A 22,102-nucleotide genomic window follows, 5' to 3' on the forward strand; every position below is an offset into this window, starting at 1 on the left:
CCGTGCCCGTCACGCTGACCTCCGAGGTTCCGCTCGAGTCGCTGCGCACCCTCGTCGCCCCCGTGGGCGAGCTCCGCGAGGCGATCCGCCTGGAGGGCGGCTTCTTCGCGACGACGTACCGCGTGACGCTCACGGACGGCACGCGCGTCGTCGTGAAGACCGCACCCGCCGCGACCGACCGGCTGCTCACGCACGAGCACGACCTGCTGCGCACCGAGGCCCTCGTCTACGGCCTCGGCGGCGCGCGCCCGGACCTGCTCATGCCGCGCCTGCTGCACACGGACCTGACCCGCGCGGTGGTCCCCGGCGACGTCGTGGTCGCCTCCCACCTCGACGGCGTCCCGTGGGTGGACGCGGGCTTCGGTCCGCCCGACGAGGACGCGCGCACACGCCGCGCGCAGTCGGACCTCGGCGCGCTCGTCGGCCGGCTGGGCACCGTGACCGGCGAGGCGTTCGGCTACCCGCAGTCGCCCGCGCTGCAGGCGGGCACGTGGCGGGCCGCGTTCACGGCGATGGTCGGCACGCTGCTCGCCGACGCCCGCCACTGGGGCGTGGACGTGCCCGACGAGCGGATCCGCGCGGCGCTCGCCCGGCACGCGGACGCGCTCGACACCGTCACGGCTCCGCGCCTGGTCCACACCGACCTGTGGCCCGGCAACGTCTTCGTCGAGCCCGCGACCGGCGAGGTGGTCGGCATCATCGACACGGAGCGCGCGCTGTGGGGCGACCCGGTCCTCGACCTCGTGGGCGCCGACCCGATGTGGGACGGCCTCCCCGACGCGTTCGCCGCGCACCACGACCTGACCGCACCGCACGTCCCGACCCGGCTGGCCCTGGGTCACCTGTGGCTCTCGCTCGTGATGACCGTCGAGCCCGCCCCGCGCGCCTACCCCCCGAGCGACTGGCTCACCGGGTACGCGGCGGCGAACCGCCGCAACCTCGCCCGCGCCCTCGACGAGCTCGCGTAGCCGCACCGGCCGGCCCCACCCCGCGGGATGGCGGCCGGCCGGCGCGTGCGGTGTCAGCGCTGCAGCGTCAGCAGGCCCGGGCGGTACGGCAGGAGGCCGTAGTCACCGCCGGAGCTCGGCGACCGCCCCTGGTACAGCAGCTGCAGGTTGCAGGGGTCGACGGTCATCGTCTGGTCGTTGCTGGACCGGATCAGCTCGCCGTGGCTGATGTCGTTCGTCCAGGTCGCGCCGCTGTTGGCCTTGCCGGCGAACGGGTTGCTTTCCGTCGCCGCCTGCGGCGTCCACGAGCCGGACAGGCTCGTCGCGGTGAAGGAGCGGAAGTACCGCCCGTTGGCGCCGATCGCCTCGACGATCATCAGGTACTGGTTCTGGCCCTTGACCTTGTAGACCTGCGGCGCCTCGAACAGGTTGTTCGTCGTGTCGCTCATGACGACCGTCGACGAGGAGCCGAAGCTGCCGGGGAAGCTCCCGATCGGCATGCTCGCCCGGTAGATCTTGCCGTTGTCACCGGCGAAGAACAGGTACATGGTCGTGCCGTCCCCGATGACCGTCTGGTCGATCGGACCCGTGCCGGAGCCGGAGATCGACCCCGAGAAGAGCGTGCTCGCGGCCGACCACCCGTTGGCGTTCGTCGGGTTGCTCGAGGTCCGGTACATGAATGCCGACGGGCCCCACTGGTAGGTGAGCACCCAGATGTTCTTCGGTGCGAAGTAGAACAGCGACGGCGCGACGGTCCCGGAGCTCATGCCGGTCTGCGTGGCGGAGGCCATGTCGGACCAGCTCGAGAACAGGCCGAAGCTCATCGACCCCCAGCTCGACCCGTAGTCGTGCGTCGTCGCGTAGACCAGGTGCTGGCCGTTGTACTCGGCCGTCGTGAAGTCCTTCAGCGAGGCCCACCCCGCCTTGGGTGTCGCGAGCGGTCCCGACGAGGTCCACCGGTACGACGAGGGCAGCGTGCACGATCCCGTGGGCGGTGGTGTGGTGGTGCCGCCGCCGAGCGGGACGAGCTGCCACTGCTGGTTGGCGCCGCCCCAGCTGTCGTACTGCACGATCGCGCCACCATCGGCGGTGGACGCCCCCTGGACCTCGAGCGCCTTGCCCGAGTTCCGGTTCACCAAGGTCGCGTACCCGTTGGCGACCGTCACCTTCCACTGCTGGTTCGCCCCGTTGAGGTCCGGCCACTGCACGACCTGGGCCCCGTTGGCCGTCGAGAAGTTGTAGACGTCCAGCACCTTGCCCGACAGCACCGACTTCACCCGGTAGTACCCGTTGCCCGAGTCGACGAACCGCCACTGCTGGTTCGACCCGTTGCCGCGCGCCCACTGCGTGATGCGCGCACCGTCCGCCGTCGAGAAGTTGTAGACGTCCAACGCCTTGCCCGAGTTCCGGTTCACCAGCACGTACGTCGCACCGGTGTCCACGTCGGCCGCCGACGCCGACGACCCCATCGCCACCACGCCGACCGACGCCACCATCACCGCGCCAGCGGCCAGCGCGGCCCACCTGCTGCGCAGGCGTGGTGCCGTGCGCGTTCCGAACCCTGTCATGCCGTGCCTCCTCCGTGAGGGCCGCCGGGTGCGTCGGACAGGGCCTCGCGAGAGCGCGGCGTCGTCGCGGCGCTTCGAGGGCTCCGCCGGACCGGCCGACGGTCGCTGCGTGTGAGCGTTCACATCCGTATGAGCTGAGCCGCGCTGATATCGGCGGCTTGATAACGATGTTGACAACGTTCTCCATCAGCCACAACGGATCGGGCGCGCGCTAAACAGTTAGGCGCCCTGCCGGGGACCGACCCGTCCGCGACCGGCTCGCGACCCGCACCCCGTCTCGCCTCACCGCCAGCCGCCGGAGGAGTCCGGGGCCATCTCCGGGCACTGCTGCGCTCCGTCCGGCAGCAGTTCGAAGTGCCAGACCTCGTTGGCGTACGCCCGGCAGAGCCCGAGCTCGTACCCGTGCTCACCCAGCCACAGCGCGCCCTCGGTCCCGCCCACGTCCACCGCGAGCCCCTGCACGTGCGCGGAGGTCTCCGGCGGGAGCACCCACCGGTGCGCCTCCGCCTCGTCGCCGTACCGCTCGATCGTCTGGTCCACGAGCTCGGCCTGCTCGGCCGCCGAGCGCCAGCCCGACGTCAGCGTCAGCGACACCCCGTCGCGGGCGGCCGCCTTCTGCGCGCGCCGGAACCGCTGCGCGAGCTCCGGGTCCAGCCCGTCCGCCGCCGGCCCCGCCGCGGGGGCGAACGTCGCGGGCACCGGGTCCCCCTGCGACCCGGTGTCCGCGTCCGCCTCCTGCCCTCCCCCCACCTGCTGGTGCGCCACGAGGGCCGCCGCCAGGAGCACGACCCCGGCCGCACCGCGTCGTCGCCTGCGCCGCCGGGTGCGCTGCTGGCGCAGCGCCGCGGCCAGCACGCCTTCCGGCGCCCGGTCGGTGTCCGTCGTCCTCATGGGTCCCACGCTGCCGGGACGACGAGCGCGCGTCGTCGGACGACGGGCGGGACCTGCCCACCCCGGACGCTCGCCCCCCGGCGGCCGGGTCCTCTCCCGGCGGCGGACGGACGCGAGGCGGCGTCCACCCCAGGGTGGAGACCGGACCACCCGGCGGGTCCGCCCCGGGACCGTCGGCCCGGCGCGGGTGCGCGCGTAGGGTCGCGACCGTGGCAGCCCTGCTCCCCGCGCGAGCCGCGCGGCCGGTGACGCCGCCGCGGCGTGCCGCGCGACGGGGCCGCCGGCCGGCGCGGGCGTGGCGTCCGCACCCCGTGCGGTTCCTGCGCGCCGAGGCCGGTGGCCCGTTCCGGCGGGACTACGCGCTGGCGGGAGCGGTCGGGCTCGCGACGGCGGTCACGCTCGCCGTGGTCGAGCGGTGGGACTACTGGATGCCCGTGCACATCGGCACCTACTGGGCCGCATGCTGGTGCACGGTGCTCGCGCTGGCGCTCCGCCGACGCTGTCCGCGGCGGGCCCTCTGGCTGCTCGCGGTGGGGTACCCGATCGTCTACGCGACGACCACGGGCGGCGGCGCGCTGCAGTCCACGCTCCACCTGGTGCCGCTGCTGGTCGTGGTGTTCGCCGCGACGCGCGCGGGTGCGTACCGGCTGCCGGTGACGCTCGCCGTCGGCCTCGCGTCCGGGTTCGTGCTCCTGGCGGGGATCGAGGGGGCGTTCCGCGAGCTGAGCACGCTGCACTGGTCGCCGCGGTTCGACCTGTCGCTCGGGCTCGTGGTCGCGGCTTCCGTGGTGGCCACCGCCGCCGTGGGCCACGTGCTGCACCGGCTCGACGTCACCACCGCCCAGCTCGCCGAGCGCAACGCCGAGCTGCTCGCGCTCCAGGAGGTCCGCGCCACCGAGGCCGTGCGCGACGAGCGCACCCGCATCGCGCGCGAGCTGCACGACGTGGTGGCGCACCACGTCTCCGCGATCGTGGTCCGGGCGCAGGCCGCGGACCGGGTCGCGGACGCCCAGCACGACGCACCGCGCGAGGCGGTCCGGTGGATCGCCCCGGCCGGCCGCGAGGCGCTCGACGCCATGCGCTCGGTGGTGCGCGTCCTCCGGGCCGCGGACGACGACTCCGCCCCCATGGCCCCGACGCCGGACCTCGACGCGCTGCCGCAGGTGGTCGAGCGCGTGCGCGCGGCGGGCCTGCACGTGACGGCCGACCTGCCCGAGCGGCCCCCGGCGTGCTCGCCCGCGACCGCGCTCGCGGTGGTCCGCGTCGCGCAGGAGGCGCTCACCAACGTGCTGGTGCACTCCGCGGCCCCCACCGCGACCGTCCGCCTCACCAGCCGCGACGGCACGCTGGTCCTCGACGTGCACGATCCCGGCCCGCCCCGCCCGGCCGGGCCGAGCACCGGCGGCAACGGCATCCCGCACATGCGCGAGCGCGCGGCGGCCAGCGGGGGAACGCTCGTCGTCGGACCTGCCGGGCCGGCCGAGGACGGCGGGTGGCGCGTCCGGCTCGTCGTCCCGGAGGTCCTCGCGTGACCCCGGCACCCCTCCGGCTCGTGGTCGTCGACGACCAGCCGACCATCCGCATGGGCCTGCGGATGATCCTCGACCACGAGGACGACCTGACCGTGGTCGGCGAGGCCGGCGACGGTGCCGCGGCGGTCGACGTCGTCCGCGAGCGCCGCCCGGACGTCGTGCTGCTCGACGTGCGCATGCCCGGAACGGACGGTGTCGAGGCGACCCGGCGCATCCGCAGCGACCCGGACCTGGCCGACGTGCGCGTCGTCGTGCTCACCACGTTCGACGACGAGGAGTACGTCACCGGAGCACTGCGCGCGGGCGCGCACGCCTTCCTGCTCAAGGACGCCGACCCCGCGACGCTCGTCGAGACCGTCCACCGCGTGCGACGCGGCGAGAGCGTGCTCGACCCCAAGGTCACCGGCCTCGTGGTGGGCCAGTGGCGTACGTGGGGCGTGGGGCAGCAGGGCCCCGCGGCGCCGCTGGCCGCCGCGGTCGAGACCCTCACGCAGCGCGAGCGCGAGGTGCTGCTCGCGGTGGCGCGCGGTGGTTCCAACACCGACGTCGCGACCGAGCTGGGCGTCGGCGAGGCGACCGTCAAGGCGCACGTGCACGCGCTGCTGCGCAAGCTCGACTGCACCACGCGCACGCAGCTCGTCGTCGCGGCCTACGAGTCCGGCCTGGTCCGCGCCGGCGGCTGACGACGCGGCCCGCCCGCTGGGATGAGTTCTCGTCAGTAGGTGAAGTCCGCACTGACCTCGCGGGACCACGGCGTGTCTGGCCTCAAGAACCAGATTCGCGCGCGTCGAGACGTTCCAGCTGGAAGGACCGTGACCTCCGCCAGCAGCAGACCGTCCGGAACGTTGGCCTGCGCCCACGCCGTCACCTGAAGAGCGTCCGGTACTCCACGGAACAGGTAGGTCGTCTCTTCAGTCACGGTGTCGAGCGCGCCGCTCCCCCTGAGGTACGTCACGAAGACGTCAGGGCTCACGTCCGCCTCCGGCCCCTCGGGGACACGCGACAGCTCAGGATGGCCGAGGGGTGCCATGCTCATGTCCCCAGACACGCGTCGCGCTTACTGGAGAAGACGACGCCATTTGGCGCAATGCCCGCGGGAGCCGTGCTGGTCACGACGTTCCGACCCTTCCAGAGTCCGCAGCCGACGCCTCCCGACCCTCAGGCCGGGACGTACCACGTGTATCTGGCCCCGTCCGTAGGGTCGTCTGGGACGGAATCTCCGCGCTCTCGAGATCGAGTTCGCTCGCTACCGCCGAGGTAGAGGTGCCGCAGGGTGCGGGGAACTCTGTGTTTACTTCTGACCCGACGGCTGCGGCCGCCCACATCGTCGACATGAGCACAATCGCAACCACTCCTGAAGAACGTCTACGCCACATGGCGCCCCCCTTCGACTCAAGATCTGTGCGCGATTTAGCACCGACGGGTCGAACGGACAAGGCTACCGGCGGACCGAAGTGCCCTGACGCAAGGTCCGATGCGGGAGGCGATCTGTGCGGATCTGGGCACGCGTTGCATCGAGCTCATCATGGCGTGGGGTGGTGGGCGTCGTAGCGCCAGAAGGTGCGTTGCGTGCGGACCAGGAGCCAGAGCAGCGTGACGCACAGCAGGCCGCCGATCACCACGGCCCACGCCTCGCCGACCGCCCCGGAGACCGACCCGATGAACATGTCGCCCAGGCGCGGGCCGCCGGCGACCACGACGATGAAGACGCCCTGCAGCCGGCCGCGCATGTCGTCGGGCGTCGCGGTCTGCAGGATGGTCTGCCGGAAGATCGCGCTGACCTCGTCGGACGCGCCGGCCGCGACGAGCGTGCAGCACGCGATCGCGAGCGCGCCCCACAGCACGTGGTCGGGGCGGTCCCGTCCGACGAGCACGAGCACCAGCCCGAAGCCGACGACGGACAGCCCCCACCCGGTGATCGCCCACGTGATGACGCGGCCCTGCCAGCGCACGCGCGCGAGGCCGCCGGACAGCAGACCGGACGTGACGGCACCGACCGCGAGCGCGGCGGTGAGGATGCCCGTGGTGGTCTCGCCGCCGCCCAGGTACCAGATGCCGACGGCCGGGAACACGACGCGCGGCATCGCCAGGATCATCGCGCACAGGTCGACCGCGAAGGTCATCCGCAGGTTCGGCTGCGTGCCCAGGTAGCGCAGGCCGTCGACGACGGACCCGAGGCCGACGCGCGCTCGTCGGGAGTCCGACGGCTCGGGGACCACGGGCGGGAGCCGGAAGACCGCGGCGAGGGCGAACGTGAACAGCGCCGCGTCGACGGTGTACGCGAGGCCGTAGTCGAGCGACGCGAGCCCGGCGCCCGCGAGCGGGCCGACCATGAGCGCGGTCTGGAAGCCGATCGCCTGCAGCGCGTTGGCGGCCGGCATGTACCTCGGCCCGAGCAGGCGCGGGATGATCGCGGAGCGCGCCGGGGAGTTGACCGCGTTGGCGCCGGACTGGATCGCGGTCAACGCGTACAGCGTCCCGACGTGCTCGTTGCCCGCCCAGCCCTGCACCGCGAGCACCAGGATCGCGACCCAGCTCACCGCGCTCGCGACCAGCGCGACCTTCCGCCGGTCGTAGTGGTCGACGATCGCGCCGCCGTACAGCCCGAAGACCACGAGCGGCACGAACGCGAACATCCCGAGCACGCCGACGCTGAGCGTCGAGCCGGTGATGGCGTAGACCTGCAGCCCCACCGCGACGACCGTGAGCTGCGTGCCCAGCTGGGAGACCGACAGCCCCCACCAGAGCCGTCGGAAGTCGGGGCTGATGCGCAGGGGCGTCGTGTCGACGACGAGGGACCGCACCGGCGCAGTCTAGGTTCGGCTGTTCGGAGGACCGTTCTCGAGAGGAGCAGATGTGACGCACGTCGTGGTCATGGGGGTCTCGGGGACGGGCAAGACAAGCGTGGGCCGCCTGGTCGCGGACGCGCTCGGCCGGCCGTTCGTCGAGGGCGACGAGCTGCACCCGCCGTCCAACGTCGAGCGGATGCGCGCCGGCCTGCCGCTGACCGACGCGGACCGCGCGCCCTGGCTGGTCGCGATCCGGGACGTCCTCGACCAGCACGCGCGGGCCGGCTTGGACGTCGTCGTGGCGTGCTCGGCGCTGCGCCGCGCCTACCGGGACGTGCTGCGGCAGGCGCGCGGCGGCGTCACGTTCCTGCACCTGGTGGTGCCGCCCGACGAGCTCGCGCGCCGGATGGCCGCGCGCACGGGCCACTTCATGCCGCCCGCGCTCCTCGCCAGCCAGCTCGCGACCCTCGAGCCGCCGACGCCCGACGAGGGCGCGCTCGTCGTCCCCTGCGGTCCCACGGCCGAGGCGACGGCCACCGCCGCCCTGGCCGCCCTCACCGGCGAGACGCCGACGAGGTCGTGAGTCCGGCACGAGATCGTCAGGAACCTCTGACGATCTCGCACCGGATCTCACGACCTCGCGGTGATCAGACGACCCGCAGCGTGAGCGGCTTCGCCGTCGCCGTGGCCAGCGTCGTCGAGCCGCCGTAGCTGACCTTGACGGTGTACGTGCCCGTCACCGTCAGGTTCTTCAGCGTGACCGTGGCCTTGTCGCCGGAGAGCTTGACGCCCTGCGTGCGGAGCACCTTGCCGCCCTTGACGATCTGCACCTTCACGCTGCCGGTGGGCGTGACGCCCGCGGGCGTGCGCACGGTGACGGCCAGCTTCGCCGTCCCGGTGCGCGCCTTGACCGTGGTCCGGTCGAGCGTGGCCGTGACGGTCGCCTTCGCCTTGACGACCTGGGTGGTCGCGATCCCCGACGAGGCCTTGACCGTCGACGAGCCGGCGTAGGTGGCCTGCACCGAATACTGGCCGACGGCCAGCCGGCTGAGCCTCACCGAGCCGACGCCCTTGGTGAGCGTGACCTGGCGGACCTGCACCGCCTTGCCCGCCTTGCGCACGGTCACGGTCGCCTTGCCGGAGACGGCCGAGCCGTCCTTCGCCACGACCTTGACCTTGACGGTGTGCGTCGCGCCGTACCGCACGGTGCGGTAGACGCTCACGGTCGTCGTCGACGCCGTCCTGGTGACCGGCGCGAGCTTGGAGACGACCACGCGGTACGTCGCGGTCGTCGTCCCGTCCTCGGCCGTCACGGTGACGACGTAGGCGCCCGACGAGTCCCGCGGCGCCACCGCGACGCTCGCGGCCGGGTCGGTCGCCAGCGCCTCGACGACCGCCGTGCCGGTGGCGGTCTGCACCGCGTACTCGTGCACGTCCGGGGCGAACCCGGGCACGGCCGACCCGTCGACGGTCAGCGCCTTGAGGCTCGCGTCGGTGCCGACGGCCCGCTCGACGACGGTCACCACGTACGGCGCGGCCGTGCTGTGGTCCTGCGCCTTGGCCACGAGCGTCAGGCTCGTCGTGCCGTCCTCCTCGAGGCGGACGGTCCGCGGGACGGTGTCGTCGATCAGCACGTCGCCGACGTACACCAGCCCGGAGGGCGTGTGCGGCGTCGCGGACATGCGCACGCTCGTCGTCCCCGGCGGGACCGTGAGGGTGTACGACGAGCGCGTCGGCGAGAACGCGGGCGCGAGGTCGCCGGTGTCGAAGGACAGCGCCGCCAGCTCCGGGTCCGTCCCGTAGTCCGTGGTCCGGAGCACGTACGCGCCGAACACGCCGCCGACGAGGCCGCCCGTGGACTGGAAGCGCACGGTGACGACCGGGATCTTCGCGCCGTTCTCGTCGAGCACGAAGTTCCCGTTGACGTCCTTCTTGTAGCGCGTGCCCGGCCCGACCTCGAGCGCCGAGGCCGGCAGGAGCGTGTCGTCGAAGTAGAACGAGGACGCCCCCTGCGCGTTCGAGACCGTGACCGTCTTGAGCTTGACGTCGTTGACGTAGACGTCGAACGAGCGCCCGTTGTCGCCGCCGAAGTAGCGGACCCGCAGGTAGCCGGTCGGCGAGCTCGGGTCGATCTCCAGGTCGTAGCTGAACCAGCCGCCCGCGTACGCGTCGCGGTACTGCCGGCCGTTCCAGACGCCGACCTGCGACGTCCCGGTGCCGCCCGTCTTCAGTCCCTTCTCCGCCTCCGCGTTGTTGGCGTCGAAGTTGTCGATGCCGTCCACGGCGATCTCGTCGTCGCGCAGCTCCTGCTTGGCGGCGAGGATGCGGGCCTGCATCTGCGGGCCGTCGGGCGACTCGACGTACAGGTACAGCCCGTACCGCTCGCCGTGCCGCCGGTAGTGCGGCGTGAAGAGCAGGTCCTCGCCGTCGGTGGTGTTCCGCAGCTCGAACCGCACCTGGCCGTCGGCGCTGTCGGCGACGCGCACCAGGTTGTCCTCGAGGTCGGCGAGCCACTCCTCCGGCGTGCCCTCGGCGACCGTGATCGCCGTCTGCGCCGACGGGTCGACGCGCGCCACGCGCACCCCGACGCCGACCGTCTGCGACGCGTTCAGGTTCGACGAGCCCAGGCTCGTCGAGAGCAGGACGGGCCCGTAGGAGAACGCGACCCACGTCGCGTTGTCCTCGGTCGCGTGCGCCTGGACGGTCATCGGCATCCGGTAGGTGATCTCGTCACCCGCGGCGACGTCCTCGAGCACGACGAAGCCGGCCCGCACCTGCGGCGTCACGGTCTCGCCGTTGACGGTGAGCGTCGGGTCGCCGTCGATCCACTGCGGCACGCGCAGCCGCAGGGTGGTGCCCTCGGCGACCTCGTCGCCGTCGATCGCCGCGACGCGGAAGGTCACCGTGTCGTCGGTCGGCAGGTTCGCCTCCTGCGTCAGGCGCAGGTTCTGCTCGGCGTAGTCGAACCGCGAGGAGAAGAACATCGTGACGTAGACCGAGCGGCGGTCGGTGAAGTACATCGAGTCGCCGAGCTTGGAGAAGTTCTCCATGCCCGTGCCGGTGCAGCACCAGAACTCGGTGTACGGCATCGAGTAGATCCGGTCGTACCCCGCCGCCATCGGCTGGAAGTACGTCGTCATGCCCGTCTCCGGGTTCTGCGACGCCAGGATCGTGTTGATGAACGTGTTCTCGTAGAAGTTCGCGTACTTGACGTCCTTGGTGAGCTTGAACAGCTCGCGCGTCAGCTTGAGCATGTTGTACTCGTTGCAGGTCTCGGCGGTCTGGGCGTCGCCCGTCTCGCCCTGCTGCGTGGCGAACTCGTGCAGCGAGTCCGGGTCGTGGAAGTGCTCCGACTGGCTGTTCGCGCCGGTCGCGTAGGTGTGGTCGTCGACGACGATCTGCCAGAAGTTCTCCGCAGCGTCGCGGTAGGACTCCAGGTCCGCCACCTCGGCGGGCGTCAGCGTCGCCATCTTCTCCGGGTCCTGCGTGAACACCGTGTACCGCTTGAGCGCCCCGATGAGCTTGGGGATCGTCGTGTTCGCGTGCTTGCCGGAGAGCACGTCGTTGCCGCCGGCGAGCAGGTCGAACAGCGCCGTCTCGTCGAACGCCTCGGCGGCGACCTTGATGTGCGGGTCGTCGGTGAGGTCGTACAGCTCGTACAGCGCCTCGTTCATGCCGCCGTACTCGGTGCGCAGCATGATCGACTTGTTCGACAGCGCGGAGATCCGACGGTAGACGTACTCGCCGAACTGCTGGGCGACGTCGAGCGCCGCGTCACCCGTCTCGCCGCCCACGTACTCGTGGACGTCGAGCAGCCCCGCCAGCACCTTGTGCAGGTTGTACCAGGGGACCAGGACCTTGTCGGTCGTCGTCCCCGTGCCGTCGACCGCGTTCAGCGCGCTCTCCGGGAAGGCCGAGACGTACCCGGCGCTCGCCGGGTGCTGCGTGGCGTAGGTGTCCTGCACCAGCGTCAGGCCGGCGACCGCGTCCTCGATCTCGGCCAGCAGGCCCGCCTTCGTCGTCGCGTCGGTCGTCGCCCCGTAGGACTGCGACAGCGCGGACATGTAGTGGCCGAACGCGTGCCCGCGGAAGTTGGTGACGTCCGCGCGCTCCCAGCCGCCGTAGCCCGAGTCGGTGGTCGGCGTGAGCCCGACGTTCCGGTACCACTCGTAGAGGAACTTCTCCGAGCTCAGGCTGAGCAGGTACTCGTGCTCCTTCGCCGCGGCGTTCTCCAGGTAGTCGTCCTGGAGCAGCAGCGTGTCCAGGCCGCTGTCCTGCAGCGTCGACTCGGTGGTGTCGGCCGGCACGGTGACGGTGAACGTCCGGGTCACGGCCGGGCCGCCCAGGTAGGACACGCTCGCGGTGAGGGTGACGACCGCGTCGGGCTCGTCCGCGCCGGGACGGTGCACCACGCCGGTCTCGCTCAGGACGGCGGGGTCCGACGAGGTCCAGGCGACGTCGGAGCCGCCGGAGGCCTTCGTCGGGAGGACCACGCCCAGCGTCACCTGCTCGGGGACCGTCAGGCCGTCCGCGTCCTGCTGCGCGACGGCCTGCAGGTCGCCGTGCTCCACGAACAGCGCCTCGACCTGCCCGGCCGTCGCGGCCTCGTCGTACACGCGGTACTCGTCGAGCGTCGCGTTCAGGAACGAGCCGTTGTAGACCGGGCCGTTGAACCCGATCGTCTTGGCGCCCGCGCTGGTGCCGAGCACCCCCGTGGCGCCGTTGCTGCCGCCGTAGGGGTAGCGGACCGTCGTGTCGACCGCGCGGCCGTTGCGGTAGATCGTCACGGCCTTCGTCGTGTGGTCGTACGTCACCGCCAGGTGCGTCCACTGGCCGACCGGCATGAACGAGGCCCGGTCCTGCGACGCGACGGTCACCATGTAGGGCTGGTTGTTGCCGCTGGTCGCGGGGCCGATCGAGACCGCGAGCGGCGACGCGTTGCTCTCCGACGCGACGTACCAGCCGTCGCTGTTCCACGTCGTCTTGTTCCACGTGAAGACCTGCTCGCCGGACCACGTGCTCGTCGGGCGGACCCAGAACGACAGCGTCAGGTCCTGCGGCTGCAGCGCGCTGCTGGTGCCGAGGTCCAGGTACGTGCCGCCCTTGAGCTGCAGCGCGTGCGTCCCCGGCTCGACGCCCTCGACGTACTCCTGGCTGAGCGTCCCCTTCAGCTCCGTGGGGTGGGCCAGCGGGCCGGCGTCGGCGACGCTCTGCTCGAACGGCAGGTCGAGCACGGGGTCGCTGAGCGCCGGTTCCGCGGCGTCCGCCGGAGCCAGGCTCCCGGCGGCCAGGAACGGGCCGATGACGCCGGCCGCGACGAGCCGGCGCAGCGTGCGTCGGCGGGTCTCGTGGGGCATGTCCAACCTCTCCAAGGTGTGGTGGACCGCGGCGGACCGCGGGGTCCCGGCGTGGCAGCGCCGGGTCGGTGCAGGAGTGCGGAGGTCCCCTGCACCGGGCAAGGGGGTCGAGCTGCTGGGGTGCGGCGCGCCGACGACGACGTGCCGTCCCGGTGAGGTCGAATCGGTCCGACGACGGCGACGGTGCCGTGCCGGAGGCGGACGACCCCGACGACCGCGTCCCCGGTGGCAGCCGGTTCGCGGACCTGATCACGCCCGGCGGCGGTGACGTCCGTCGCGGCGAGGCTGCTCACCGCTGCGGCGCGTGCTCCGTCGCACGTGCTCCCGCCGTCCCCGGCGGTCGTCGTCCGGTCCCCCGGTACGACGTAGGCGTGATGTTAACGCTCACACAGCGGAAGCGGAACCCCGTCCCGGAGGCCGCACGGGTAGCCTCGCCAGAGTGGCGAAGATCAGGGTGTTCGCGGGTCAGGCGGGACGCAGCTTCGCCGCCGGGATGTGCGAGCACCTGCGGGTACCGCTGAGCCCGTCGCGGCTGCAGCGGTTCGCCAACGACTGCCTGCAGGTCCAGCTGCTCGAGAACTGCCGCGAGCGCGACGTGTTCCTGGTGCAGCCGATCGTCGCGCCGGTGCAGGAGAACCTCATGGAGCTCCTGCTCATGATCGACGCGGCACGTGGCGCCTCGGCGCGCCGGATCACGGCCGTCATGCCGCACTTCGCCTACGCACGCTCGGACAAGAAGGACGCGCCGCGCATCTCCATCGGCGGCCGCCTGGTCGCGGACCTGCTGGCCACCGCCGGCGTGGACCGGATCCTGACCATGACGCTGCACGCGCCGCAGGTGCACGCGTTCTTCCGCGTGCCGACCGACCAGCTGCACGCGCTGCACGAGCTGGCGACCCACTTCTCCCTGCAGGACCTCGCGCAGACCACCGTCGTGTCCCCGGACCTCGGCAACGCCAAGAACGCCACCGCGTTCGCGCGGATGCTCGGCACGCCCGTCGCGGCGGGCTCCAAGGAGCGCCTCGACGGCGACGCCGTCACCATCTCCACCGTCATCGGCGACGTGGCGGGCCGGGACGTGATCGTGCTCGACGACGAGATCGCGAACGGCTCCACGATCGTCGCGATCGTTGACCTCCTCGACCGCGCGGGGGCGCGGCGCATCCAGGTCGCCTGCACGCACGGCATCTTCTCCAACGGCGCGCTGGACCGGATCACGGCGACGGGCCGCGTCGACACGATCGTGTGCACCGACACCGTGCCGCACGACGGCCTGGCCGACGACGACCGCGTCACCGTCCTGGGCGTGGCGCCGGCGTTCGCCGAGGCCGTGCGCCGCATCCACTCCGGCGAGTCGGTGTCCGCCCTCTTCGACCACGGCGAGGTCTGACCGCGCGGGCCCCTCGCGGCTGGCCGCGCGCGCCGCGGCCGGCGTGGTTAGGGTCGTCGGAACGTCCGACGCGGGAAGAGGTGGTCGCCATGAGCGGGAAGGTCACGACGTTCGTCGCCGGGGTCGGTGTGGGGTACCTGCTGGCCACGCGCCGGGGACGCGAGATGCTCGGCAAGGCCGGCGAGAAGGCCGGCGACGTGTGGCGGCACCCGAAGGTGCAGTCCTACGTCCAGGACGTCGAGGAGCAGGCCAAGCAGTTCGCCAAGGACCAGGGCACCGCGCTCAAGGACAAGGCGGTCGACGCCGCGCGCGCCGCGATGCCGGGGCACAGCGAGCCCGACGAGCCGACCGTCGTCGTCGAGCCGGACACGTCCCGGCCGATCGCGTAGCCGTTCTCGTGGCCATCTCGTAGTGCCGAGTTCCTGAACTTCGCGCTCGCCCTGCCGTACGTGAGGGCATGGCGAGGGAGCTGAGAGCACGCAGACGGCGGGGGAGCCGACCGGCACGGCGCGTCCTGCCCGTGCGCACCGTGACCGGCACGCGGCTGGCGACCGTCACGGTCCTGGCGCCCGCGCCGCAGGCGGGCACGTTCGCGCGCGAGTGGGGCGTCGCGTACCTCGCCTCCGACGAGCACGGCCGTGCCCTGGGCCGGCGCACCGCCTGGTGCGGCGCCGAGGCGGACGCGCGCGAGCTCCTCGGGGCCAGCGCCGGGCAGCCCGGGGTCCACGCGCCGACGCTGGTGCACCGGTGGGTCTCCGCGGAGCGCACGGGTGAGCCGGAGCCCCTGCCCGACCCGTGGGAGGTCGTCGACACGCTCGTCTCCGCGCTCGCGCGCGCCACGGGCCAGCAGGAGGCCGTCGTCCGGCTCGGCATCGGCGTCGCCTGACCGCCCTGGGGGGACACCATGTGACCTAGATCACATCAGTCGCCCGTGACATCGCTGGGGGCCCAGCGGATGTAGGGGTAGCAGGACGGCACCGGAGGGGGACGTCGTCCGCTGCGCGGGCGCGGGAGACAAGGGGCCTCTCGCGCTCGCGCGTTCACGTCACGCCGGCGCCGCCGCGTGAATCACCCTGACAGGGCAGGTCGGGAGGGCCGGTTGACGTACACGCGACTGTCGGCTCGGCCTGGAATGATGCAGGGTCATGAGCCCCTTCCTCCCGATCCGGGCGAATCGCCCCGCCGTCCTGGTCCTCCTCGCCGCGCTGCTGGCGCTGGGTTGGGCCGCGGGTCCGACGAGCCCGGCTGCGGCGGCCGACGACGCGGTGAGCGCGGACGGCGGCGTGGGCATCGCGAGCATCGGGCAGTGCCCGTACGGGCACGTCTGCGTGTGGTCCTCGGCGAGCTTCGGGGGAGCCTTCGCGTCCACGGAGTCCCGCTCGTGGGAGGCCACGAACATCGACACGGCACGCTCGCTGCGCAACCGGTCGGTCTACGCCGCACGGGTGTTCGCCGACTCGGACGGCACGGGGAGCTGGACCTGCATCCCGCCCGGCGCGGTGCGCAGCAGCACCTCGGTCGCGGCCGGATCGATGCGTCTGCTCGTGACCACCTCCTGCTGAGCACGGCCTGCGGGGGCTGCCGTGCGGCGGGATGACGAGGGGCGGCCCGCCGACGACGTCGCGTACCTGCGGGCCGTCCTCGGCGCGCCGGCGGACGCGACCGCGGGTGTCGAGCCCGAGGACGCGTACGACGAGGCGCGCGACGGCGCCGTCCTCGCGCGCGTCCTCGGCTCCGGCCGCCTGCACGTGGTCACCGCGACCCGGGTCACCGCGACCGGACGTGCGCGCGGACGCCAGACCACCCGGAGGCTGACCCTCGCCGTCGCCGCGTGCGTCGTCGCGGTCCTCGGGATCGTGATCGGCCCGATGATCGGCTCGCAGGGTCCCGCGCTCGCAGCCGAGCCGCCGATGCTGCACTACACGCAGGGCGCGCCCCAGGCCGTCGTCGCCGGCGGCGGCGCTCCCGCGCGCGACGCGCTCCTGGAGCTCGCGGACACCGCCGCTGCACGCCTCGACCCCGTGCCCGCCGCGGACGAGACGGTGCAGCGGGTCGAGACGCTCAACTGGTTCACCAGCCGCATGGTCGACGAGGACGACGAGCTCACGACCTTCAACTCCCCGGTCCACCGGACCACCTGGGTCGCCGCCGACGGCGCCTTCCGCGGCGACGAGGTCCGGGGCGGCGGGTTCGAGCACTCCGGCAGCCTGGTGCTGCCGCGGGGGGTCGACGAGGAGGAGACGCGCTCCCAGGACGACCTGCCCGCGGGCACGGCGCAGCCCGACGCGGTCGACGTGCTGCCCCGCGAGCCGGCCGCGCTGCGGGAGGCCCTGCTCGCCTTCTACCCCGACGGCGTGTGCGACGGCATCGCGGCCACCCGCTGCGTGGCGGACCAGTACGCCGAGCTCGCGACCCAGCTCGTGGTCCCGGGGCAGGTCGACGCGGCGTTCTGGGCCGCGCTGTCCGAGGACGACGCGGTGCGCTCGCTCGGCGAGGTCGTCGACCGGCAGGGCCGGACCGGCGAGGCGTTCGCGTACGTCGGCAGCGAGGACGGCGACCTCTGGACCGTCGGCGTCCTGATCGCCGACCCCGAGAGCGGGCGGCTGATCGGCACCGAGTCGGTGCGCCGCGACCCCGCGGAGTTCGGCGCCAGGCCGGTGGTCGACGCGGTCCGCGTGCTGGTCTCGAGCGCCTGGGTCCCGGCGATCGGCGCCAACCCGTAGCGCAGCGGGTCCGTGCCCAGGCCCGTCGCACTACAGCACGGTGAAGCCCGGGGGCAGGGCGGCACGCCCGGTCGCGGCCAGCAGCAGCGCACCCGCGCGCCCGTCCTCGACCGCGAGGTCGGCCACCACGCGCAGCGCCTGCGCGGCGGCGGCTGCGGGCGGCTCCGGCTCGTCCGTCTCGCCGAGCGCCGCGACCAGGTCGAGCGTGTGGACCACGAGCTCGAACGTCCGGGTCGGCAGGTAGTCGGCCAGCCGCATGCCGCCGGCCAGCGTGGTCAGGGTCTGCGTGCCGGGGGTCCCGTCGAGCAGGGCGACGACGCGCGTGGCGATCCTCGCGACCTCGTCGGCCGGGTCGTCCCCGAGCGCGCGGCCGGCCGCACGGCCGCGCTCGGCGACCTCCTCACCGGCCGACATCGAGCGCGTCGCCCGGTAGTACGCCGCCGTGCTGGGCACGTCGACCGTCGTCGCGGGCACCTGCAGGTACTGCTCCACGGTGAGCAGCGAACGGCTGGTGTGCCCGACGAGCGCGCGCACGTCCCAGACGCCGAGCCCCGGCGCCTCCCACCGCCCCCCGACCCGGGCCACCGTGCGCACGTACCACCCGGCGGCCTCGGCGAACGTCGTCCGCGTCGCTGACCAGCTCTCCATCTGCGCAGCATAGGAACCGCCACGCCCGGGCCGCGACGGTCGCCACGCGCGCTGGCGCGGGAGTGGCACCGCCGTCGCGCGGGCAGCGGGACCGACGTCGTGTCAGCCGCGCGCGCGGCGCCCGGTGGCGGCCTCGGCGACGACGTGGGCGATCCGCGTCTCGCGCGTCGCGTCGCGGGCCGCGCTGACGATCCACCACAACATCTGCTTGCGGGCGCTGGGCGGGAAGCGGTCCCAGTGCTGCCGGGCCTCCGGGGCGCCGTCGAGCGCGGCCGCGAGCTCGGGCGGCTCGACGAGGTCCTCGACCTGGTCGGAGATCGTCCACCAGCCGTTGGCGATCGCGGCGTCGATCGCCGACCTGCCGCCCGCGGTCATCAGGCCGCGCCGCTCCATCTCGGCGGCGCGCTCGCGGTTGAGCCGGGTCCACGCGCTCTTGGCGCGCCGGGGCGTGAACAGCTGCAGGCCGCGGTCCTCGTCGAGGACGGTGGTCGTCGAGTCGATCCACCCGAAGCAGATGGCCTCCTCCACCGCGTCGGGATAGGGGCACCGCGGCCGGCCGGTGGGCGTGCGCCACGAGCAGAGCCAGACGCCGCGGGCCGTGCCGGCGTGCTCCGTCAGCCAGTCGCGCCACTGCGCACGACTCTCCACGTGGACGACCGGGTAGTCGAACTTCCACGTCGCGGGGTGGTCGGAGACGGGCGGCACGGCGTCGTCGGTGGTCATCGTTCCTCCGGGGCGGGCGCATCGGACAGGTGGCGGGCGAGCTGGTCGACGAGGACGACGAGCCGCGGCGGGTCGACCACGGTCAGCGGGGCGACCAGGGCGATCCGGGCGACGGTGAGGGCGAGGCGGCCCTCGTCCTCACCGCGGACGCGGATCGTGGTCGTCCGGGCGCGCTGCTCGACGACGCTGTGCTCGACCCAGCGGAGCACGTCCGCGAGGTCGGCGGGCGCGGCGCGCACGACGAGCGTCGCCTCGGTGTCCCGCGGGGTCGAGCCGATCGCACGGGCGACGACGAGCGCGGCGTCACCCCCGGGGACCTCGCGCGGCACGAACCGTCGGCCCTCGAGGCGCGGTTCCCGCAGGCGGTCGAGCCGGAACGTGCGCCAGTCGTCGCGGTCCCGGTCCCACGCGACGAGGTACCAGCGCCGACCCGCGGTGACGAGCTGGTACGGCTCCACGACCCGTTCGGCGTCGTCGCCGTCGCCGCGCCGGTAGCGGAAGCGCACCAGCTCGTGGTCACGGCACGCGGCGGGGAGCACGCCGAGCGCCTCGGGGTCGACGAGCTCGTCGTCGGTCCGCGGCACCGAGGAGACGCGCGACCGGAGCGCGGACACCCGGCCGCGCAGCCGCTGCGGGAGGAGCGCCTCGATCGTCGTCACCGCGCGGAGCGAGGTCTCCGCCATGCCGTCGATCGCGGCCTCGGCCGCGTACCGCAGCCCGACGGTGACGGCGACCGCCTCTTCGTCGTCGAGGACCAGCGGCGGCAGGTGCGCGCCCACCGCGAGGCGGTAGCCGCCGTACCGACCGGGGACGGCGTCGACCGGGTACCCGAGGTCGCGGAGGCGGTCGAGGTCGCGCCGCAGCGTGCGCTCGGTCACCCCGAGGGTGGCCGCGAGCTCGGCGGACTTCCGGAGGCGGTGGCTCTGCAGCAGCGAGAGCAGCGCCAGCACCCTGCCGGTCGGATCGTGCTGCACGTCTCGAGTCTGGCAGCCGACCCGGACATCTTCCGTCCACGTTCCTTCCTACCGTCCGGAGGACCGACCGATCCGACGCGTGATCGGCCCGAACGAAGGCATCGAGATGACGCTCCCGACGACGCTGTACCCCTTCCCCGAGCCCGTGACGGTCCCCGTCAACGGCATCCACCTGGAGGTGTTCGAGGCCGGCCGCGAGAACGCGGGCCGGCCTGTCGTGCTGTGCCACGGCTGGCCGGGGCTCGCCCAGTCCTGGCGCGAGCAGGTGCCGGCGCTCGTCGCCGCCGGCCACCACGTGATCGTCCCGAACCAACGAGGCTTCGGCGGCTCGTCCCGGCCGGCCGACGTGACGGCGTACGACCTCGAGCACCTCACCGCGGACCTCGTCGGTCTGCTCGACCACTACGGGTACGCGTCAGCCGACTTCGTCGGCCACGACTGGGGCGCGATGGTCGTGTGGGGGCTCGCGCTGCTGCACCCGGAGCGCGTCCGGCGGATCGTCAACCTGAGCCTGCCGTACCAGGAGCGCGGCGACGTGCCGTGGATCGAGGGCATGGAGGCGGCACTCGGCGGCAACTTCTACTTCGTCCACTTCAACCGGCAGCCGGGCGTGGCCGACGCCGTCCTCGAGGCGAACACCGAGCGGTTCCTCCGCAACCTCTACCGGACGCACCGGGACCCCGCCCCGCCGGGGCCGGGGATGGTGATGATCGAGCTCGCCCTGGCCGAGAAGCCGACGGGGGAGGCCGTGCTGACCGAGTCCGAGCTCGAGGTCTTCGCCGCCGCATTCGCGCGCTCGGGCTTCACCGGCGGCATCAACTGGTACCGCAACCTCGACCGGAACTGGCGCGCGCTCGCCGAGGTGGACCCGATCGTCCACCACCGCGTGCTCATGATCCACGGCTCCCGCGACGAGGTGCGCCCCGCGGAACGCCTCACCGACGTCGTGCCGAACGCCGAGGTCGTGGTGCTCGACAGCGGGCACTGGATCCAGCAGGAGCGCCCGCAGGAGGTGAACCGCGCGATCGCCGACTGGCTCGCGTAGACGCGCCGGCGCCCCCCCCCCGCGCGTCAGCCTCAGCGCCGAGCACACCTCGGGATCGGGCGTGTACGCACGCTGGACGTACACGCCCGATCCGTCGTCTTTCCCGATACGACCCGCCCTCAGGCCCGGGACGCGGAGCGCCCACGGAGGTGCGTCGCGCGCTCAGGCCCAGGCGCGCTCGCCGACCGGCACCGGCGCGTCCAGCGTGTTCGCGGACGTCGCAAGCGGGCAGGCCCACCGGTCGTCGTAGGCGCAGGAGGGGTTGTAGGCGAAGTTCAGGTCGACGACGAGGCGTGCACCCGCGGAGCCCAGGTCGGCACCCTTCACGGTGTCCAGGACATACCGGCCGCCGCCGTAGGTGCCGCCCGCCGTCCCGGCCAGCGCGTCCTTGACGGGCAGGAACAGCCCGCCGCCGTAGCTGCGCAGCGCCCACACCGCCAGAGACCCGAGGCCGTCCAGGCGGACGGTGCCGATCCGCTCGTACGGCACGACGCCGTCGGTACCGGTCGGCACCTCCAGGCGCTCGCTCGTCGCGGGCTCGAGCACGGTCTCGAACCGGTACGCCGGGTCGTAGCCGGCCACGTCCAGGCCGACGAACCCGGCCCGCTCGGCCGGGCTGAGCGGCGAGGCCGGGTGGTGGCCCAGCAGCGCGTCGCGGCGGCGCACCCACTCCGCGTGCGCGGCCGCCGGGTCGTCCGCGGCCAGGCGGCGCACGTCGGCGTAGGTCGCGGCGACCTCGCGTCGCCAGTCGACGACGTCCAGGGCCTCGGTCGCTGCGGACACCTCTGCGCTCGGCATGGCTCCACCCTCGCACCTCGTCGCCGGGCGCGCGGGGTCGCGGTGTGACGGCCCGTCAGGACGGCGGCTCCGGCAGGGCGTCGAAGACGCGCTTCCTCAGGAGCTCGTACTGCTCGCGGTGGTACCGCGGGGCGTCGGGCGGGCGGATCACGACCGTGCCCCCCACCACCGACTCCTCCGGGAGGAACTGGTCGGCGGTCAGGTCCAGGTCCGTCCCGTCCGGCAGGCGGTTCCAGTAGTGGTGGCCGACCTGCGCCCCGTCGACGTGCACCTCGGCGAGCACCAGGTCACCGCCGAGGACGTCCTGGACGACGAGTGCCGTCATCCCGCACTGGTCGCGTGAAGGACGCTGCGGGTCCCACTCCTCCGCCATGTGGGGGTAGCAGGTGTCGGGACCCCAGGCGGCCAGGAAGTGGCGGCGCAGCTCGTCGGCGGTGATCGTCATGCCGGCATCGTGGCAGCGACCACCGACACGCCGCCCTCGCTCGTCGCTCAGAGCGAGACGGGGAAGGGGCCGCGTCCGGGGACGCCGGGGGGCCAGCCGGTGCGGCCGAGGCCCGCGAGGACGGCCTCGTCGTCGCCGAACGCCTCGGGGAGCGCGTGCTCCGCGATCGCCTCGAGGGTGCGCCGGGCCAGCGCGGCCCCCGTCGGCGGCGCGCCGCCGACGTCGAGGTCGAGCTGGTGGACCGCCACCTCGACCACCCAGGTCGCGATCAT

Annotated in this window: 21 protein-coding genes; 10 read left to right on the forward strand and 11 right to left on the reverse strand. The window is 73.3% G+C overall.

Annotated features, from left to right (window positions below; all coding sequences use genetic code 11):
* Window positions 1–2 precede the first annotated feature (2 nt).
* Window positions 3–968 carry a phosphotransferase family protein gene (locus KIN34_RS03480; RefSeq protein WP_214346720.1) on the forward strand — a complete coding sequence of 322 codons (966 nt, stop codon included), beginning with the start codon at window positions 3–5 and terminating at the stop codon, window positions 966–968.
* A 53-nt stretch (window positions 969–1,021) separates the two neighbouring features.
* On the opposite strand, the gene KIN34_RS03485 is transcribed toward KIN34_RS03480, so the two are convergent.
* Together KIN34_RS03485 and KIN34_RS03490 are read right to left on the reverse strand one after the other, a co-directional pair.
* On the reverse strand, window positions 1,022–2,515 hold the full coding sequence (locus tag KIN34_RS03485) for a non-reducing end alpha-L-arabinofuranosidase family hydrolase (protein ID WP_214346723.1): 1,494 nt from the start codon (window positions 2,513–2,515) through the stop codon (window positions 1,022–1,024).
* Window positions 2,516–2,797: 282 nt separating this feature from the next.
* Window positions 2,798–3,406 (reverse strand): M15 family metallopeptidase, encoded by a 609-nt coding sequence (locus KIN34_RS03490; RefSeq protein WP_214346725.1) that lies wholly within the window; start codon window positions 3,404–3,406, stop codon window positions 2,798–2,800.
* Between the two features lie 209 nt (window positions 3,407–3,615).
* On the opposite strand from KIN34_RS03490, the gene KIN34_RS03495 reads away from it, so the two are divergent.
* Together KIN34_RS03495 and KIN34_RS03500 are read left to right on the forward strand one after the other, a co-directional pair.
* The gene (locus KIN34_RS03495) at window positions 3,616–4,938 is read left to right on the forward strand and encodes a sensor histidine kinase (RefSeq protein ID WP_214346728.1); all 1,323 of its coding nucleotides are present in this window, start codon (window positions 3,616–3,618) and stop codon (window positions 4,936–4,938) included.
* The gene (locus KIN34_RS03500) at window positions 4,935–5,621 is read left to right on the forward strand and encodes a response regulator (protein WP_214346730.1); all 687 of its coding nucleotides are present in this window, start codon (window positions 4,935–4,937) and stop codon (window positions 5,619–5,621) included. Before KIN34_RS03495 ends, KIN34_RS03500 begins: the two co-directional genes overlap by 4 nt.
* A 32-nt stretch (window positions 5,622–5,653) precedes the next feature.
* Here KIN34_RS03500 and KIN34_RS03505 read toward each other — a convergent pair whose 3' ends face one another.
* A complete protein-coding gene (locus tag KIN34_RS03505) occupies window positions 5,654–5,968 on the reverse strand; it encodes a hypothetical protein (RefSeq protein WP_214346733.1) in 315 nt (104 codons plus the stop codon).
* A gap of 493 nt (window positions 5,969–6,461) precedes the next feature.
* Entirely contained in the window at window positions 6,462–7,742 is a 1,281-nt protein-coding gene (locus tag KIN34_RS03510) for an MFS transporter (protein ID WP_214346736.1), read from the reverse strand.
* Between the two features lie 52 nt (window positions 7,743–7,794).
* On the opposite strand from KIN34_RS03510, the gene KIN34_RS03515 reads away from it, so the two are divergent.
* Window positions 7,795–8,310 carry a gluconokinase gene (locus KIN34_RS03515; protein ID WP_307858069.1) on the forward strand — a complete coding sequence of 172 codons (516 nt, stop codon included), beginning with the start codon at window positions 7,795–7,797 and terminating at the stop codon, window positions 8,308–8,310.
* A gap of 64 nt (window positions 8,311–8,374) precedes the next feature.
* Here KIN34_RS03515 and KIN34_RS03520 read toward each other — a convergent pair whose 3' ends face one another.
* On the reverse strand, window positions 8,375–13,084 hold the full coding sequence (locus KIN34_RS03520; RefSeq protein ID WP_214346739.1) for a beta-L-arabinofuranosidase domain-containing protein: 4,710 nt from the start codon (window positions 13,082–13,084) through the stop codon (window positions 8,375–8,377).
* Between the two features lie 439 nt (window positions 13,085–13,523).
* Between KIN34_RS03520 and KIN34_RS03525 the strand changes: the two genes are divergently transcribed.
* The 5 genes from KIN34_RS03525 to KIN34_RS03545 all read left to right on the forward strand — a co-directional run bounded on the left by KIN34_RS03525 (window position 13,524) and on the right by KIN34_RS03545 (window position 17,197).
* Window positions 13,524–14,474, forward strand: a complete 951-nt coding sequence (locus tag KIN34_RS03525) for a ribose-phosphate diphosphokinase (protein WP_214346742.1) — start codon at window positions 13,524–13,526, stop codon at window positions 14,472–14,474.
* An 89-nt stretch (window positions 14,475–14,563) separates the two neighbouring features.
* Window positions 14,564–14,863, forward strand: a complete 300-nt coding sequence (locus KIN34_RS03530; protein WP_214346744.1) for a YtxH domain-containing protein — start codon at window positions 14,564–14,566, stop codon at window positions 14,861–14,863.
* A gap of 131 nt (window positions 14,864–14,994) precedes the next feature.
* Window positions 14,995–15,360 (forward strand): hypothetical protein, encoded by a 366-nt coding sequence (locus KIN34_RS03535; protein WP_214346746.1) that lies wholly within the window; start codon window positions 14,995–14,997, stop codon window positions 15,358–15,360.
* Between the two features lie 259 nt (window positions 15,361–15,619).
* Window positions 15,620–16,036: a peptidase inhibitor family I36 protein gene (locus KIN34_RS03540; RefSeq protein WP_214346748.1), complete on the forward strand. Its 417-nt coding sequence runs from the start codon at window positions 15,620–15,622 to the stop codon at window positions 16,034–16,036.
* 21 nt (window positions 16,037–16,057) lie between these two features.
* Window positions 16,058–17,197, forward strand: a complete 1,140-nt coding sequence (locus KIN34_RS03545) for a hypothetical protein (RefSeq protein WP_214346750.1) — start codon at window positions 16,058–16,060, stop codon at window positions 17,195–17,197.
* A 30-nt stretch (window positions 17,198–17,227) separates the two neighbouring features.
* Here KIN34_RS03545 and KIN34_RS03550 read toward each other — a convergent pair whose 3' ends face one another.
* The 3 genes from KIN34_RS03550 to KIN34_RS03560 form a co-directional block, all read right to left on the reverse strand.
* Window positions 17,228–17,845 (reverse strand): maleylpyruvate isomerase N-terminal domain-containing protein, encoded by a 618-nt coding sequence (locus KIN34_RS03550; RefSeq protein WP_214346752.1) that lies wholly within the window; start codon window positions 17,843–17,845, stop codon window positions 17,228–17,230.
* 102 nt (window positions 17,846–17,947) lie between these two features.
* Window positions 17,948–18,568, reverse strand: a complete 621-nt coding sequence (locus tag KIN34_RS03555; protein WP_214346753.1) for a YdeI/OmpD-associated family protein — start codon at window positions 18,566–18,568, stop codon at window positions 17,948–17,950.
* Window positions 18,565–19,542 (reverse strand): helix-turn-helix transcriptional regulator, encoded by a 978-nt coding sequence (locus tag KIN34_RS03560; RefSeq protein ID WP_214346755.1) that lies wholly within the window; start codon window positions 19,540–19,542, stop codon window positions 18,565–18,567. The genes KIN34_RS03555 and KIN34_RS03560 overlap by 4 nt, the downstream gene beginning before the upstream one ends.
* Window positions 19,543–19,648: 106 nt before the next feature.
* Here KIN34_RS03560 and KIN34_RS03565 point away from each other — a divergent pair, with 106 nt between their 5' ends.
* Window positions 19,649–20,587 (forward strand): alpha/beta fold hydrolase, encoded by a 939-nt coding sequence (locus KIN34_RS03565; RefSeq protein WP_214346758.1) that lies wholly within the window; start codon window positions 19,649–19,651, stop codon window positions 20,585–20,587.
* 162 nt (window positions 20,588–20,749) lie between these two features.
* Here KIN34_RS03565 and KIN34_RS03570 read toward each other — a convergent pair whose 3' ends face one another.
* From KIN34_RS03570 to KIN34_RS03580, 3 genes are read right to left on the reverse strand one after another with little or no spacing between them, the layout of a single operon-like run.
* Complete coding sequence (locus KIN34_RS03570; protein ID WP_214346760.1) at window positions 20,750–21,385, reverse strand: DUF1684 domain-containing protein; 636 nt, start codon at window positions 21,383–21,385, stop codon at window positions 20,750–20,752.
* Between the two features lie 55 nt (window positions 21,386–21,440).
* Window positions 21,441–21,830, reverse strand: coding sequence for a YunG family protein (locus tag KIN34_RS03575; RefSeq protein ID WP_214346763.1), 390 nt, complete (start codon window positions 21,828–21,830; stop codon window positions 21,441–21,443).
* 47 nt (window positions 21,831–21,877) lie between these two features.
* Window positions 21,878–22,102, reverse strand: a complete 225-nt coding sequence (locus KIN34_RS03580; protein WP_214346766.1) for a hypothetical protein — start codon at window positions 22,100–22,102, stop codon at window positions 21,878–21,880.

Origin of the sequence: Cellulomonas fulva (assembly GCF_018531375.1) — a bacterium.
GTDB lineage: Bacteria > Actinomycetota > Actinomycetes > Actinomycetales > Cellulomonadaceae > Cellulomonas > Cellulomonas fulva.